Origin of the sequence: Pseudomonas sp. IT-196MI5 (assembly GCF_949767415.1) — a bacterium.
In the GTDB taxonomy this organism is placed as follows: domain Bacteria; phylum Pseudomonadota; class Gammaproteobacteria; order Pseudomonadales; family Pseudomonadaceae; genus Aquipseudomonas.
Genome location: NZ_CATKPZ010000005.1, coordinates 41565 through 54284 on the forward strand (window position 1 = coordinate 41565; position 12720 = coordinate 54284).

General features: G+C 55.4%; 15 protein-coding genes and 3 pseudogenes. 11 read left to right on the forward strand and 7 right to left on the reverse strand.

Annotation, left to right across the window (positions count from 1 at the left end; translation table 11 throughout):
- Window positions 1-741 carry a winged helix-turn-helix domain-containing protein gene (locus tag ACM6IK_RS03520; protein ID WP_414873177.1) on the reverse strand — a complete coding sequence of 247 codons (741 nt, stop codon included), beginning with the start codon at window positions 739-741 and terminating at the stop codon, window positions 1-3.
- Window positions 742-1265: 524 nt separating this feature from the next.
- Here ACM6IK_RS03520 and ACM6IK_RS03525 point away from each other — a divergent pair.
- Window positions 1266-2099, forward strand: coding sequence for an undecaprenyl-diphosphate phosphatase (locus ACM6IK_RS03525; RefSeq protein ID WP_108219281.1), 834 nt, complete (start codon window positions 1266-1268; stop codon window positions 2097-2099).
- A 54-nt stretch (window positions 2100-2153) separates the two neighbouring features.
- Here ACM6IK_RS03525 and dusA read toward each other — a convergent pair whose 3' ends face one another.
- Window positions 2154-3149, reverse strand: coding sequence for a tRNA dihydrouridine(20/20a) synthase DusA (dusA, locus tag ACM6IK_RS03530; protein WP_414873178.1), 996 nt, complete (start codon window positions 3147-3149; stop codon window positions 2154-2156).
- A 445-nt stretch (window positions 3150-3594) separates the two neighbouring features.
- On the opposite strand from dusA, the gene ACM6IK_RS03535 reads away from it, so the two are divergent.
- Entirely contained in the window at window positions 3595-3975 is a 381-nt protein-coding gene (locus ACM6IK_RS03535; protein ID WP_414873179.1) for a DUF6124 family protein, read from the forward strand.
- A 105-nt stretch (window positions 3976-4080) separates the two neighbouring features.
- Window positions 4081-4302 (forward strand): hypothetical protein, encoded by a 222-nt coding sequence (locus ACM6IK_RS03540; RefSeq protein ID WP_414873180.1) that lies wholly within the window; start codon window positions 4081-4083, stop codon window positions 4300-4302.
- A 48-nt stretch (window positions 4303-4350) separates the two neighbouring features.
- Here ACM6IK_RS03540 and ACM6IK_RS03545 read toward each other — a convergent pair.
- Both ACM6IK_RS03545 and ACM6IK_RS03550 read right to left on the reverse strand, forming a co-directional pair.
- Window positions 4351-4452 (reverse strand): annotated as a pseudogene (locus tag ACM6IK_RS03545) (integrase core domain-containing protein); the annotation flags it as partial.
- A complete protein-coding gene (locus ACM6IK_RS03550; RefSeq protein ID WP_414873181.1) occupies window positions 4415-4606 on the reverse strand; it encodes a hypothetical protein in 192 nt (63 codons plus the stop codon). The gene ACM6IK_RS03550 and the pseudogene ACM6IK_RS03545, both read right to left, overlap by 38 nt.
- Here ACM6IK_RS03550 and ACM6IK_RS03555 point away from each other — a divergent pair.
- The 5 genes and pseudogenes from ACM6IK_RS03555 to ltrA form a co-directional block, all read left to right on the forward strand.
- Window positions 4605-4748: a hypothetical protein gene (locus tag ACM6IK_RS03555; protein ID WP_414873182.1), complete on the forward strand. Its 144-nt coding sequence runs from the start codon at window positions 4605-4607 to the stop codon at window positions 4746-4748. The genes ACM6IK_RS03550 and ACM6IK_RS03555 overlap by 2 nt on opposite strands.
- Before the next feature lie 203 nt (window positions 4749-4951).
- Window positions 4952-5407, forward strand: coding sequence for a hypothetical protein (locus tag ACM6IK_RS03560; RefSeq protein WP_414873183.1), 456 nt, complete (start codon window positions 4952-4954; stop codon window positions 5405-5407).
- A 211-nt stretch (window positions 5408-5618) separates the two neighbouring features.
- On the forward strand, window positions 5619-7574 hold the full coding sequence (locus ACM6IK_RS03565) for a hypothetical protein (protein ID WP_414873184.1): 1956 nt from the start codon (window positions 5619-5621) through the stop codon (window positions 7572-7574).
- Between the two features lie 10 nt (window positions 7575-7584).
- Window positions 7585-7839, forward strand: a complete 255-nt coding sequence (locus ACM6IK_RS03570) for a hypothetical protein (protein ID WP_414873185.1) — start codon at window positions 7585-7587, stop codon at window positions 7837-7839.
- Between the two features lie 471 nt (window positions 7840-8310).
- Window positions 8311-9169 (forward strand): annotated as a pseudogene (gene ltrA / locus ACM6IK_RS03575) (group II intron reverse transcriptase/maturase); the annotation flags it as partial.
- Between the two features lie 287 nt (window positions 9170-9456).
- On the opposite strand, the gene ACM6IK_RS03580 reads toward ltrA, so the two are convergent.
- The gene (locus ACM6IK_RS03580; RefSeq protein WP_115947664.1) at window positions 9457-9726 is read right to left on the reverse strand and encodes a short-chain dehydrogenase; all 270 of its coding nucleotides are present in this window, start codon (window positions 9724-9726) and stop codon (window positions 9457-9459) included.
- A gap of 467 nt (window positions 9727-10193) precedes the next feature.
- Here ACM6IK_RS03580 and ACM6IK_RS03585 point away from each other — a divergent pair, with 467 nt between their 5' ends.
- Window positions 10194-10415: a hypothetical protein gene (locus ACM6IK_RS03585; protein WP_414873186.1), complete on the forward strand. Its 222-nt coding sequence runs from the start codon at window positions 10194-10196 to the stop codon at window positions 10413-10415.
- Between the two features lie 193 nt (window positions 10416-10608).
- On the opposite strand, the gene ACM6IK_RS03590 is transcribed toward ACM6IK_RS03585, so the two are convergent.
- Together ACM6IK_RS03590 and ACM6IK_RS03595 are read right to left on the reverse strand one after the other, a co-directional pair.
- On the reverse strand, window positions 10609-10755 hold the full coding sequence (locus ACM6IK_RS03590; RefSeq protein WP_414873187.1) for a hypothetical protein: 147 nt from the start codon (window positions 10753-10755) through the stop codon (window positions 10609-10611).
- A 244-nt stretch (window positions 10756-10999) separates the two neighbouring features.
- The gene (locus ACM6IK_RS03595) at window positions 11000-11761 is read right to left on the reverse strand and encodes a transporter substrate-binding domain-containing protein (protein ID WP_414873258.1); all 762 of its coding nucleotides are present in this window, start codon (window positions 11759-11761) and stop codon (window positions 11000-11002) included.
- A gap of 393 nt (window positions 11762-12154) precedes the next feature.
- Here ACM6IK_RS03595 and ACM6IK_RS03600 point away from each other — a divergent pair, with 393 nt between their 5' ends.
- Both ACM6IK_RS03600 and ACM6IK_RS03605 read left to right on the forward strand, forming a co-directional pair.
- Window positions 12155-12382 carry a hypothetical protein gene (locus tag ACM6IK_RS03600; protein ID WP_414873188.1) on the forward strand — a complete coding sequence of 76 codons (228 nt, stop codon included), beginning with the start codon at window positions 12155-12157 and terminating at the stop codon, window positions 12380-12382.
- A 77-nt stretch (window positions 12383-12459) separates the two neighbouring features.
- A pseudogene (locus ACM6IK_RS03605) lies at window positions 12460-12528 on the forward strand (PAAR domain-containing protein); the annotation flags it as partial.
- Between the last annotated feature and the right edge of the window lie 192 nt (window positions 12529-12720).

Sequence of the window (12720 nt, forward strand, 5' to 3'; positions counted from 1 at the left end):
TCAGGTTGTCGAGATCAGACCCCTGATTAAACGATATCCATGCCCACGAATACTTTGAATGGCGTTGCTGCCATACATGCCTTTTATTTTGCCGCGAAGGCGACTGATCGACTTTTCCAAGGCTCTCGGGTCATAAAAATTTATATTCAGCCCCATGATCCTGGCGATTTCATCGTGGCTCAATATCTGGTTTTTTGTTTGAGAAAAAGCCTCAAGGATTTTCATTTCCGCAAACGATACATCCAGTTTTTTATCGTCGCCAATCAGGCACATGCGAGTGGGGTCCAAAAGCAGGTTTTGCTTTATTTGCCATTCTGGACTGCTAAAAAACTCGGACAGAGCGTCAGTATTTTCGTCGGCAGAAGTGTCGCAATTGATACAGTAGTCGGCCCCGGCAAGATAATATTTCATCTTGTTGTAGGTGCCTCTACCGGTGATGGCGATGAAAATTATTGACACCAGATTGTCGGCGCGAATGTTTTCTACCAGGGTGAGGCTTTCTACAAACGCTTGAGGGCTGTCGATAACGATAAAAATTGCACGGTACGAATTAGAATTCCTGTTTCTTTTGAATGAGTTGCTATAGCACATTGCATCAACGGCAATATCCTTGCCTACGTGGCTTGCGACTAATTCCCTAAAGCCCTCAGCTAGCGTATGGGTTCGCCCAATGGTGAGAACACCTGTCTCCTCCTTCACGTCGCTGTGGCTTGTAGTCGTTAATTTCCCTGTAAGCATCATGCTTTGACTCGGATAGGTGCTGGCATTCGAATGTTAAAGCACCAATTCTCGCTTGTGACTGACAATTGGTAACATTTCACTATTTTTTCAGACGTCCGTCTCGTTTTTTTAACATTGTCGGTGACTCTGACGTGATCGTTTGCCCACCGGTGGTTCGAGGTGCCTAATGATCGATGGCAATCCCGTGGGGTTGATGAGGCATGGCATTGTGCCATCTATTGGTCCGATGCCCCGTATTTTCGCAGCCATATGACCGCGCATGTCGCTAAAGTTTCAGCCGCCTGACTTTTTTTGATTGGGCGTCATGAGACGGTAGGGTTTTGTTGTTTCAAGTGCGATTTTTTGCCCTTGTCTGGCTCGGCACTCTCCAATATTAACCATTATCTAACGTTGGTATTGGTGGCGTCGCCCATGGACATTTCATAACATTGAGTTTTATTAGTCGGCCTGATGCGCTTTACTATCGTGTTGGCGTTGAATTAGTGCGAAGTCGACGCATGGGTATTTGTCGTTGAGGGGGCTTAATGGATCTTTGGACAACCATCACAGTGTTGATTTTAGGGATGGTCGAAGGTCTGACGGAGTTCTTGCCGATATCAAGTACAGGGCACCAGATTATCGTCGCGGACTTGCTCGGCTTCGGCGGCGAGCGGGCCATGGCCTTCAACATCATCATTCAATTGGGTGCGATCCTGGCGGTTGTCTGGGAATTCCGCCGCAAGATTCTCGAGATCGTTACCGGCTTGCCGACCCAGCGCAATGCACAACGTTTCACCTTGAATCTGTTGATCGGTTTTCTTCCGGCAGTGGTCCTGGGGGTGTTGTTCGCCGATAAGATCCATGAGTATCTGTTTAATCCAATCACTGTTGCAGTGGCATTGGTGGTGGGTGGCATCATCATGTTGTGGGCCGAGCAGCGCAAACATGTGGTGTCTGTCGACCATGTTGACGACATGCGCTGGACCGACGCCCTCAAGGTTGGTTTCGTGCAATGCCTGGCGATGATTCCGGGCACCTCGCGCTCAGGATCGACGATTATCGGTGGGTTACTGTTTGGCCTGTCGCGTAAGGCTGCCACGGAGTTTTCGTTCTTTCTGGCGATGCCGACCATGGTCGGTGCCGCCGTGTATTCAGGCTATAAGTATCGGGATCTGTTCCTGGCCAGTGACTTGCCGGTGTTTGCGCTGGGTTTCGTGACGGCGTTCTTTTTCGCCATGATCGCCGTGCGTGGTTTGCTCAAGTTTATCGCCGCCCACAGTTACGCCGTGTTCGCCTGGTACCGGATCGGATTCGGTTTGCTGATTCTGGCAACGTGGGTATTCGGTTGGGTTGACTGGACCGGGGCTGCAGCGCACTGACACTCGCACCAGGCTGCAGGACATGCAGCCTGGTCGCAGGGAAGCGGCTAACCGTTAACGTCCCTCAAGCAGCTCCGCCGCTTGATCCAGCAACGCCAAGGGCTCTTTGGCCTTGTGAATATCCACTGACAATAACTGCCGAAACTTGCGCGCCCCCGGGAACCCGGTGCCCAGCCCGAGCACATGCCGGGTGATGTGGTGCATCGAGCCACCTGCAGCGATGTGCGCCGCTATATAAGGACGCAACTGCGCCAGCGCCTCGGCCCGGCTGATCACCGGCGCCGTGCTGGCGAACAGCTGCTGATCCACCTCGGCCATCACATAAGGGTTGTGATACGCCTCACGGCCCAGCATCACGCCATCGAACGTCTGCAAATGCTCGTGGCAGGCCTCCAGCGTCTTGATACCGCCGTTGAGAATAATCTCCAGCTCGGGAAAGTCCGCCTTCAACCGCGCGGCCACGTCATAGCGCAGAGGCGGAATGTCGCGGTTTTCCTTCGGCGACAACCCCTCCAGAATCGCAATCCGCGCGTGCACGGTAAAACTGGTGCACCCGGCATCCCGCACCGTGCCGACGAAATCACACAGTTCTTCGTAACTGTCGCGCCCGTTGATCCCGATCCGATGCTTGACCGTCACCGGAATCGACACCGCATCGCGCATCGCCTTCACACAATCGGCCACCAACTGCGGATGCCCCATCAGGCACGCGCCGATCATGTTGTTCTGCACCCGATCACTCGGGCAGCCGACATTCAGGTTCACTTCGTCGTAACCATGCTCCTGCGCCATTCGCGCGCACGCGGCCAGGTCCAGCGGCACACTGCCGCCGAGTTGCAATGCCAGCGGGTGCTCGGCTTCGTTGTGACGCAGGAAGCGCTCGTGGTCGCCGTTGAGCAGGGCGCCGGTGGTGACCATTTCGGTGTAGAGCAGGGCGTTTTTCGACAACAGGCGCAGGAAAAAACGGCAGTGGCGGTCAGTCCAATCCATCATCGGCGCGACGGAGAAACGGCGGGAGAGTGGGGCGGGTGTGGCGGTGGTTACGGACATGAGGGATCTGGAATCGGTGAGGCTGGGAGGTGAGGGAGTTTATCAGGAATGGGCTGATGGAGCTTGGGCATGCCTCAGGACGATTGGCCAGGTGCTGGGTATTGCGTTGATAACATCACGAAAAAGTAGGAAATTTCCCGCAAATCGCGTCCCCATTGCCCATATTGCCTTCCCACTGATCACCCGGCTAACCTCCCTCCGTCGCTGCAAATTCAGCGACAAGGGTGTGGAAGCCCTTCACAAGATCTGGGCGCACAGGGCGCCACCTAAATTTAAGCAGGCGCTTTTTTCATGTCTGCTGTTAAATTATGGCGGCTGTGCGCGGGGCACTTTCGGGTGCGTCGGGTTCCTAGATCCCCGGTCTTCCACACCCGTGCACAGCTGCCACCCCATCATGTGGAAGTGATGCTGGCAGTTCCTTTGGTTAATTCTAGGAACGAAAACGATGAAAAAGATAACGCCTGACCCTCCGGAAACCGCGATGGCTTCCGATTCTCTCGATCTTCCTCAACTATCCGCTGACTCTCAGCGGGTGGTCAGTAAACGCCTGCGAAACCCGAGTCACGCTGATCCCGTGTGCCATGTGTTCACCATTCTTCCCAACGTCGACACTGAAACGCTCCTGTGTCATGCCTGCGAAACCCTCGCCTCGTTGAACGTCTTGACCACTGACCTGGCTTGCAAGCTCGAAGGTTCAACCCGCAGTTTGGCGCTGTCGATTCAGCAATTGGCGGTGGTGGGGGAGTTGTTGGTGAATCGAGCCTTGGACAATGTCGATCCGCAAGGCAGTGGGAGTGAGATATCGCCAGGTGCACACGGTTCCTGAACCAACGCTGTCGCCCCACAAAGTTTCATGATCCCCTGCATAGACAAGGCATAGGATGATGGCCATATGTCATTTTCCCCGCGCCTCAACCCACAGGAATAAAAAATGATCGCAAACCTCGTCAAAGTCTCGCTGATGGCCGGTGCTTTGCTGTTGAGCGCCTGTTCGGGTGTGAGCTCCCATAGCGATTATTCGATCGACTCGGTGCAGCCGGCCGGCTTTGGCCCTGGGCCGACCAACAGCAATGCCGCCAAGATGAATTTCCATGGCAGTGCGCTCGGCAATAGTTTCGGTGAATACGGTTCAGGATTGCTGCACGACGATTGATACGCGGTCCGTGTCTAGTCCTGAAATAGGTTTACACCTGTTTCAGCCTCAAAACGCCCGATGCACCGCATCGGGCGTTTTGTATTTCAGCGACAGATGAGGCCGCTCGTTGTTATAGATCTGCACCGACTCGTCCACCATCCAGTTGGCCCATCATCAGGTGACCCAGGTCCTCGCGGTACCGGGCCAGCTTGAATTTGATTTCCTTCAGGGTGCTTGCGGCGTAGGTCTTGGTGGTCAGCCATTTCGTTTCGAAGCGCTCCAGGCAGCCGCTGAACTTGGGTGCGGCATCGCCGGTGATCATGGCCAGCACCGAGCCCTTCGATTGGTCGGCCGGCGGGGCGCACGTGGTCGCCTTGCGCAAGCAGGACGGAAAGCTCTCCGGTCCGTTGCCGGCGACCTACGTGGATGAATACCGGGTGAGCGTGAGCAGCCTGGATTTTTGATCCCAACACCGCCTGGGATCCGGAGCCACCGCACCTCCTATTCGGCCCGGTAAATCGGTGGAGTTACCCCACACTGGTCACCGTCGTGAATCCATCAGGCAGCGGAAGCGTCGCAGTGGAAGGCATGCCCTACGACGCGCGGGTGTACCTCTATGACAACAGCGCCCCGGAATGAAGCATTTATCGGTCCATAGAGGCAGCAAATGATTGAGTATCCGAAGTTTCTGCCCCTGCCGCAGCGCAAGTGTTATGGCTTTCAATCCGTAAGCCCGATTGCTCACTCTGATCAGCAGAGTGGGCGGGCCAGGCAGCGGCGTCGATTCACGTCCGTTCCCACTGTGGCAACGGTTACTTGGCTGCTCAACGATACCCAGGCGCAGCTCTTTGAAGGATGGTTTGAGCACATCCTGCTCTCGGGCAGCCTGTGGTTTCAGTGTCCGCTCAAGACGCCACTGGGGGTGGATGATCACCGAGCTCACTTCATCGATATTTACGACGGGCCGAATCTGGTGGGTGTGAGTCATTGGCGCTTTTCCGCCAAAGTCGAATTGTTCAAGCGCCCCATTCTGGACGTGGGCTGGATTATCACCGTACCCGACTACGTTGCTATGGCGGACATCTTCGACCGCGCCATAAACCACGAGTGGCCGGCAGGGTAGGTCTGCATGGTGTTTGGCTGCGTCCGCGTCAGCCTGTTGCAACGATTCCTACATTCTTCATTCGGCCTACAACGCCTGCGCCGGTACACTGCCAACCGATCCTGTTTTGAGGTTGGTCGTTATGGTAAATCGCCGGCAATTGATAAAAATCAGCGCACTCGGCACCGCGTCATTTGCGGCGCCGTCGGCTTACTCTGTGGGCGAAACGACCATGAGCTACAACACCGGCAACCCGATCGGCAGTACCGATCCGCGAGACTTGTCTGACAACGCAAAAGTTCTCGACAAGTTTGTGAATGGCCCCGGATCAATGTATGCGGATCGTTTCGGTACGAACCGAAAGACAATTCCCGCCATGGGTATCGAGTTTGAGGCGGATCAGGCCGGACGTAACTCGGCGTTCACATCTGCTCAAGCAGAGCGTGTAACCGAGTTTGTCGACTTTCTTGAAAGTAGCGGTTTCGAGACTCCGGCCGATTATGTCGTCGGCTTGAGTATTACCCGGCCCACGCAAACTGTTCGCTATTTGGGTGAGCTGTATCGCGCCAAGAACGCCAGCTTGCCTTTTGTCACATCAGGATGGGCAATCGATGCGGCGAAGCTCTTGGCGGCGGGTGACGCGTCATTGCGCCAGGAACTGGCCGACCCGAGCAGAAACGACAAGATGCTGGCCTTCATGCGAGGTCCGTTCGGCAAGTCAGCCTACACGGTGGCGGGCATGTTGAGCGCCCAGTCCTTGAACGTATGGGAGTACATCAACCGTATTCCCGCGGGGGACAGGATTGATGAAGCGGAACCCGCTACCTGGTACTGGGATACGGCGATCAATGCCGCGCTGCAAGAGGGTAAGAAGGTCCTGATTCCTCACTTACTCAAGGTGAAGCGCAAGATCACGACCAAAGTAACCGGCGCGCAGCTCGTTGGTGACGGCATCGATTCTGCCGGCCTTGTCTTGGACCCGCAGGGTGGGCCAGGCGCCGGGTTCATCGGAGACTGTGTGATTGAGTTGGGCGACTCAACTGCTGCTGCAGATGTTTCCACTCATCTGGGTATTTCATCGCTCACGATTGATGTAGGCGGCCGTGATATTCCTGGTGTAGCCATGTTCGGCGCCCGGGATGGGAGCTATGTGCAGCGCGTCTACATCAAAAACTTTTCTAGTACCGCCTTTAAAACCAACAAGGCCGGTGGTGGTACGGGCTTTGCGACCGGCAAGATGTGCCAGGGCATCAAAATCGAGCAGGTGATCGCGCTCCCCCAGCATGGCATCAAAACCGACGTGTTCTTGCTCGACGGCATCTTTGAAAGCGAAATCAATCTATGCAAAGCCTTCGGTTTCACCTTTGCTGAGAACAGCGCTGTGGGCTTTGCGGTAGGCAGGAACACCGAGTCCCGGGGGGTCAAGCTCAACACCTGCTCGGCAGCGAACATGGTCAAGTTTGGCAATGCCGCCAATTTCAACGCCGTGATCCAATATGGGGAGTGGTCGCGCGACAACTGGGATTACAACATCACCTTCGAGAATGTCGAAGGGGCCGGAGTTGTTTTTCATGGCGGCACGGCCAGTGGCCAACTGCTGCCGCTCAATTGCCGATCGATTGACCCGAGACCCTATTTCTCCGCAGTGGCTGCGGTGCTTAATCCGTTGTACCTGTTCCGTAAGGCGAATGCCTGCTTCGCTGAGGGCGTTAATTATTACTCGACGGTCAAGGCTATTTTCGAATTTACAGGCGAGGGTGGATTGAATAACTACGGGGTGCTCACAGGTGGCGTTAACCCTGAAGCGCTTGTGAGTTCCGGGGTGGTAGTGTTCGGCGCTGGGGCTCTTTCCAGTAACTTTGTGGCGGGCTACTCAAGCGAAGTGTCCACGCGTAAAGAGTTCGTGGTTACTGTCGATCAGCAGTTTTATCGAGTACTGCCGAATGGTGCGAGCGAACAAACGGATCAGTTTTACACGACCTTCAACCTGGGGGATTCCGGAAAATACCGCTGGCGCAACAAATCGTTGGAGACTGTCGCATCGATTGATGATTCGGGCCTTTCCTCAGGGAAGACAGCACTGTCGGTCAAGCTGATCAAAAACGGTGTTATCTCATTTGATCGAATCGAGGTCGGCACTATTGATTCCGCAGGTACGGGCTATCGAACACTCCGGATCCCTAACTAAGGAATTCAGCATGTCCATCAAGAAGACCATCGAATTCAAAGGCATCACCGTTATAGACGCTCACATCACTGCGGTCATGTCAGCCATTGCCATGGGCCACAGGATGATGACCTTTGGTGTTCAGTACTGCAATAGTCCCGAAGCCGAAGTGTTCCAAAGCGGAATCAGGGAAGCGCCTTATGACACCGACGGCGGTAATCCGCTGGAGCAGGCCTATGCGCACCTGAAGACGCTTCCAGGATTCGTCGGTGCCGTGGACTGCTAGTCAGCAGGCATCAACTGTGACCCGCTTCGGCGGTTTTTTTTCGTGGTGCGCCAGGCATGGCGGGTTGCGCGCAAGCGCAACCCGCTTGGCTGTGGTGGCCAAGCGGGTGACTTGGAGGTGCAAGTCCTCTACACACCCGGCAAGGGGAAGTGTTAGTCAGAGGCAAGGGTGTCGCGGGTGACTGCGAATCTGAAGGAAGCCCGAGGAAAAATGCTGGCTTGACGAGCAGGAAGCGGATTAGGCGGCGCAGTGGGGTAAGGTGGCCATGATCATTAAAGCCCGATACTTGCACGTCACGCAGTGACGTAGATCCGACAGGCATAAGCAGGAAGGTCGCGCGAATTACCCTGGGAGATCTGTAGGTTTGCCACTGTGCTACCGAGCGTCGAGAGGCGACGGGATGAGCCCACAGAAGTCAGCTGAGGCCGTAGTAAGTGGCGGATTACCGCGTCACCAAGGGCCGAACAGGTTATGCCGCCAGTAGGCGTCAGAGTCTCGTTGAATACCGAAATGCAGAAATTTCTCTCAGAGAAGACTGTTACCCCAGGTCCTGGACGGTATCCGAGGATGAAGGCTGACAGGGCGCAAACATCGACGGCGTCTGTGGCGTGGACGAACGCGGAGCCGGACACGCTGATGGCGCGAGTGCTTGCACCCGCCAACCTCAAGCGTGCGTATCAACGCGTGGTCAGCAACAAGGGGGCGCCGGGTGCCGATGGCATGGCGGTCGACCAGTTGGCAGGCCACGTGAAACAGTATTGGCCGATCCTCAAGTCTCGGCTGCTGGCCGGTGAGTATCACCCGCAAGGGGTACGCGCCGTCGAAATCCCCAAGCCCAAAGGTGGGACGCGGCAACTGAGCATTCCCAGTGTCGTGGATCGCCTGATCCAGCAGGCGCTGCTGCAACAGCTCACGCCGATCTTCGACCCTCTGTTTTCGGACTACAGCTACGGCTTCCGTCCAGGCCGAAGCGCCCATCAAACCATCGAAACAGCTCGTAACCAGGTGGCCGCGGGTCATCGTTGGTGTGTGGAACTTGATTTGGAGAAGTTCTTTGATCGAGTGAATCACGACATTTTGATGGCCATGATAGAGCGTCACGTCGAAGACAAGCGCGTGCTCAGACTGATCCACCGTTACCTCGAAGCTGGGGGGCATGTCGGGCGGGATCGTCAGCCGACGGCAGGAAGGCACGCAGCAAGGCGGCCCGCTCTCGCCGTTGTTGTCGAACATCCTGCTCAATGAACTCGACCGCGAGCTGGAACGGCGGGGCCATCGCTTTGTACGCTATGCCAACGACGTCAACATTTATGTGCGCAGTCGTCGTGCTCGATTGTTGGAACCACAAAACGAACTTCCATTTCTCTATAAAAGCTCCTTTGAAGGCTGTTGTAGGAAAAAGACATTTCCTTTTGACGAAACTTCTTAATCGTTCTTTTGACCCTGCCTTGAGCGTCGCGACGCTGTTAGCGTCCTCTCGGCATTTCCCGTCGTAGCCTGGTGGACCTATGTGACAAGGCCGGGACACTGGGCAGGGTAAGTTAAAGCAGGACTGCGAAATTCGAACGGCACCGGAAGGTGCCGTTTTTTCGCCCAAGTAGAACGCCCCTCCTGATTTCAGGACGGCTCTGAATCCATCCGCCGCGCAATCACATCCAACACATCACAACCATCGCGCAACGGCACGCAGCACAACAACGCAAAGTCGCTGAGAACCACCGTATCGCTGGTGATGTCACCACGCATTGCAAGATTTTCAAGAATCTGCGTCACAGCTCGAATTCTATAGCTGGCGGTGCTGAGCAGTGAATGCAGAGGTTGTGTGGTGTTGACGAACAGCGAGGGCAGGTCATCGGCATTGCTGGTTAAAGCGATGTACTCATTCATAAGTGAAGCTCCATTAGTTCATGAGAGCTATCACTCAATCGTCGCCAAAACGAGAGGGTGGTAGCCGTACGCGGGTTGGCGAACCGGGCAATGGAGAAACCGGCAGACCCTGAGGTCTCCCGCGCACAGCCACCATAAAACAGGCAGCTAGGTGCGTTCCGAAGCGCTCCGAAATGGTCGAAGACTTCAGTTCAATTGCAATCGAGTCGCCAAACCCGACACGCCGTGAGGGCGTGGGCCGGACTATAGGACTCGTGGCAAAGGCGCAGCAATGGCGGAGTGTACGGACAATTCCTGATGTCGTGTAGGACGCTGCTCTTTTTGAGCAGTGGCACCGTTTTTTAAGACATCGCATTGCCTGAAGCAACGCTGACTTGCCGAAAAGTTTCATGATGTGTCGTTGAAATGAGGCATAGGATAACCACCAAAGATCATGTCCCCCGCGCCTCAACCCACAGGAATAAAAAATGATCGCAAACCTCGTCAAAGTCTCGCTGATGGCCGGTGCTTTGCTGTTGAGCGCCTGTTCCGGTGTGAGTTCCCATAGCGATTATTCGATCGACTCGGTGCAGCCGGCCGGTTTTGGCCCGGGGCCGACCAACAGCAATGCCGCCAAGATGAATTTCCATGGCAGTGCGCTCGGCAATAGTTTCGGTGAATACAGTTCAGGATTGCTACACGACGATTGATACGCGGTCCGCAACGAAAAAAGGGCGCTCCTACGGGAGCGCCCTTTTTTTCGCTCAGATCAAGTCTTTCGTCTCTTCCGAAAATGGCAGGCTGATCGCCGAATAGTTTGTAGTTGTAGAACTGTGCGGCAAATGTTTCCCAGTGTTTTACTCTTTGGAACATTGCCGCGATTTTGACCGCCGGCATCCAGGCCTACTTTGTAATAGGAAGCTTGCCAGTAATCACAAACGCATCGAATATCTTCTGCCCATCACGCGCGGCCTCTCGCAGATCCAGAAACGTCAGTTCTTTATGGATGACCTTTCTGCGAGGCTTGTCGGTTTTCCTGGTGGTGGCCATGGGCGCCTCCGATGGCCGTAACGCTGTTCAGTTAAGCGAAGGTGGCTCTCTGTAGGAGCGAGCTTGCTCCGGGCGGCGTTCCGACGATGGTCGTTAACGATAACGCGTATTTACTGGCTAAACGCGGCGCTCTTGAGTCCATCGCGAGCAGGCTCGCTCCCACAAGGTTTGCGGTGTTCAAACACTTAACTGACGGGCATTACGCCCATGGGCGCGCGCTTTTTTGTGCGATAAATACGGTCCATTACTTCGCGCGAGGTACCGCCAGCCACTGCCGCAGAATCTTCTGGTAATTACCCGTCGCCTTGGCCAGGTGCAGCCACTGATCGACGTACAGCTTCCAGGTGATGTCGTCGCGGGGCAGCAGGTAGGCTTTTTCGCCGTATTGCAGGTAGTGCGTGGGGTTGACGGCGCACAGGCCGGGTTTGAGCTTCTGCTGATACAGCGCCTCCGATGCGTCGGTGATCATCACGTCGGCCTTTTTATCCAGCAGTTCCTGAAAGATGCTGATGTTGTCGCGCAGCTGCAATTGCGCCTGGGGCAGGTAGGCGTGAACGAACGCTTCATTGGTGCCGCCGGCGGGTTCGACCAGGCGAACCGAGGGCTGGTTGATCTGTTCGACGGTCTGGTACAGCGCCTGGTCTTCGCAGCGCACCAAGGGGATTTTGCCGTCGACGTCCAGGGTGGTGCTGAAGAAGGCTTTTTTCTGCCGTTCCAGAGTGACCGAGATGCCGCCCATGGCGATGTCGCACTTGTCGGCGAGCATGTCGGGCATCAGGGTTTTCCAGGTGGTGGGCACCCACTCGACCTTGACGCCCAGGCTGTCGGCCAGGGCGCGGGCCATGGCGATGTCGATGCCGGAGTATTCGCCGTCCCCGGCTTTGAGCGTGTAGGGCTTGTAGTCGCCGGTGGTGCAGACGCGCAATTGTCCCTGTTGCATGACGCTGTCCAGATGCGAAGGTTCTGCCTGAGCGCCAAGGGCGAGTGCGAGCAAGCCGCCGAGCATCATTGCTCTGTTGATTTTCGTCATTGTTATCGGGCTTTTGTGCTGGAGTGGTTTTGAAGGGGAGTGTAGTGAAACTTTCACCGGTGTGGAAAATCCCGTCCGGGGAGATGTCGTTTTTTAGCTAACCCATCGGACTACGCTCGCACGTGAAATAACCACACACACAGCGGGCTTTCACTGCGCAAAAAATACTTCTTGTAGCTACCGTTGTAGGAAATGGGTTGTTTGTTATTGCGAAAATTCCTATTCGTTCATTTTGGCTATGCCATTGGATTGCGTTCAGCGCGCGTCCCACCGTCTTATTCGTCGTCGCCCAATATTCTCTCTGCTCAGCGCTTCTGCCGAGAGGAGAAGGAAAGGCAATTCAAACCGATGACGATAAGGAAGTTGCAAATGAATGCACCTGTGCACCCCTTGTATACCAACGAAGTCTCCGCTGAGTTTCTTCGCAGTTTTGACGCCCCCCATTTCACTGAAGAACGGCTTGCGCACTTTTGCGACGAAGCTCTGGCAGTTGTTCGCCAGGGGCAGGCATACATGGAAGCTCACCCCGCTCACGCCATTTACCGAATCGCAACCGAGGACTTTCTGCCTTCCATCAAGGAGGAAGAACATCAATGAACGAAGGACATTTCATTGGCCTGCATGACAAGACCACCTGTGGCGGCAAGGTCCTGGATGGTGACACCCGGATCATGATGTACGGCATTGCCCATGCCCGCGAGGGTGATCGAGTCACCTGTGGCAAGGACGGCAAGACTTACAAGATTGTCGGTGGCATTTCGCACATGATCAGTCATGGCAAAGCCATGGCGGGCACGTTGGACAGCCACAGCGATTGCCCCTGCAAGGCCCGACTGATCCCCGCGGTGGTCACGGCCACCTATCGCAACGCTAACCCCGCACCGCGAACGGGCAGGGACGTTGTGCAACCCGTTTCCAGTGCGGCAACCAGTCAA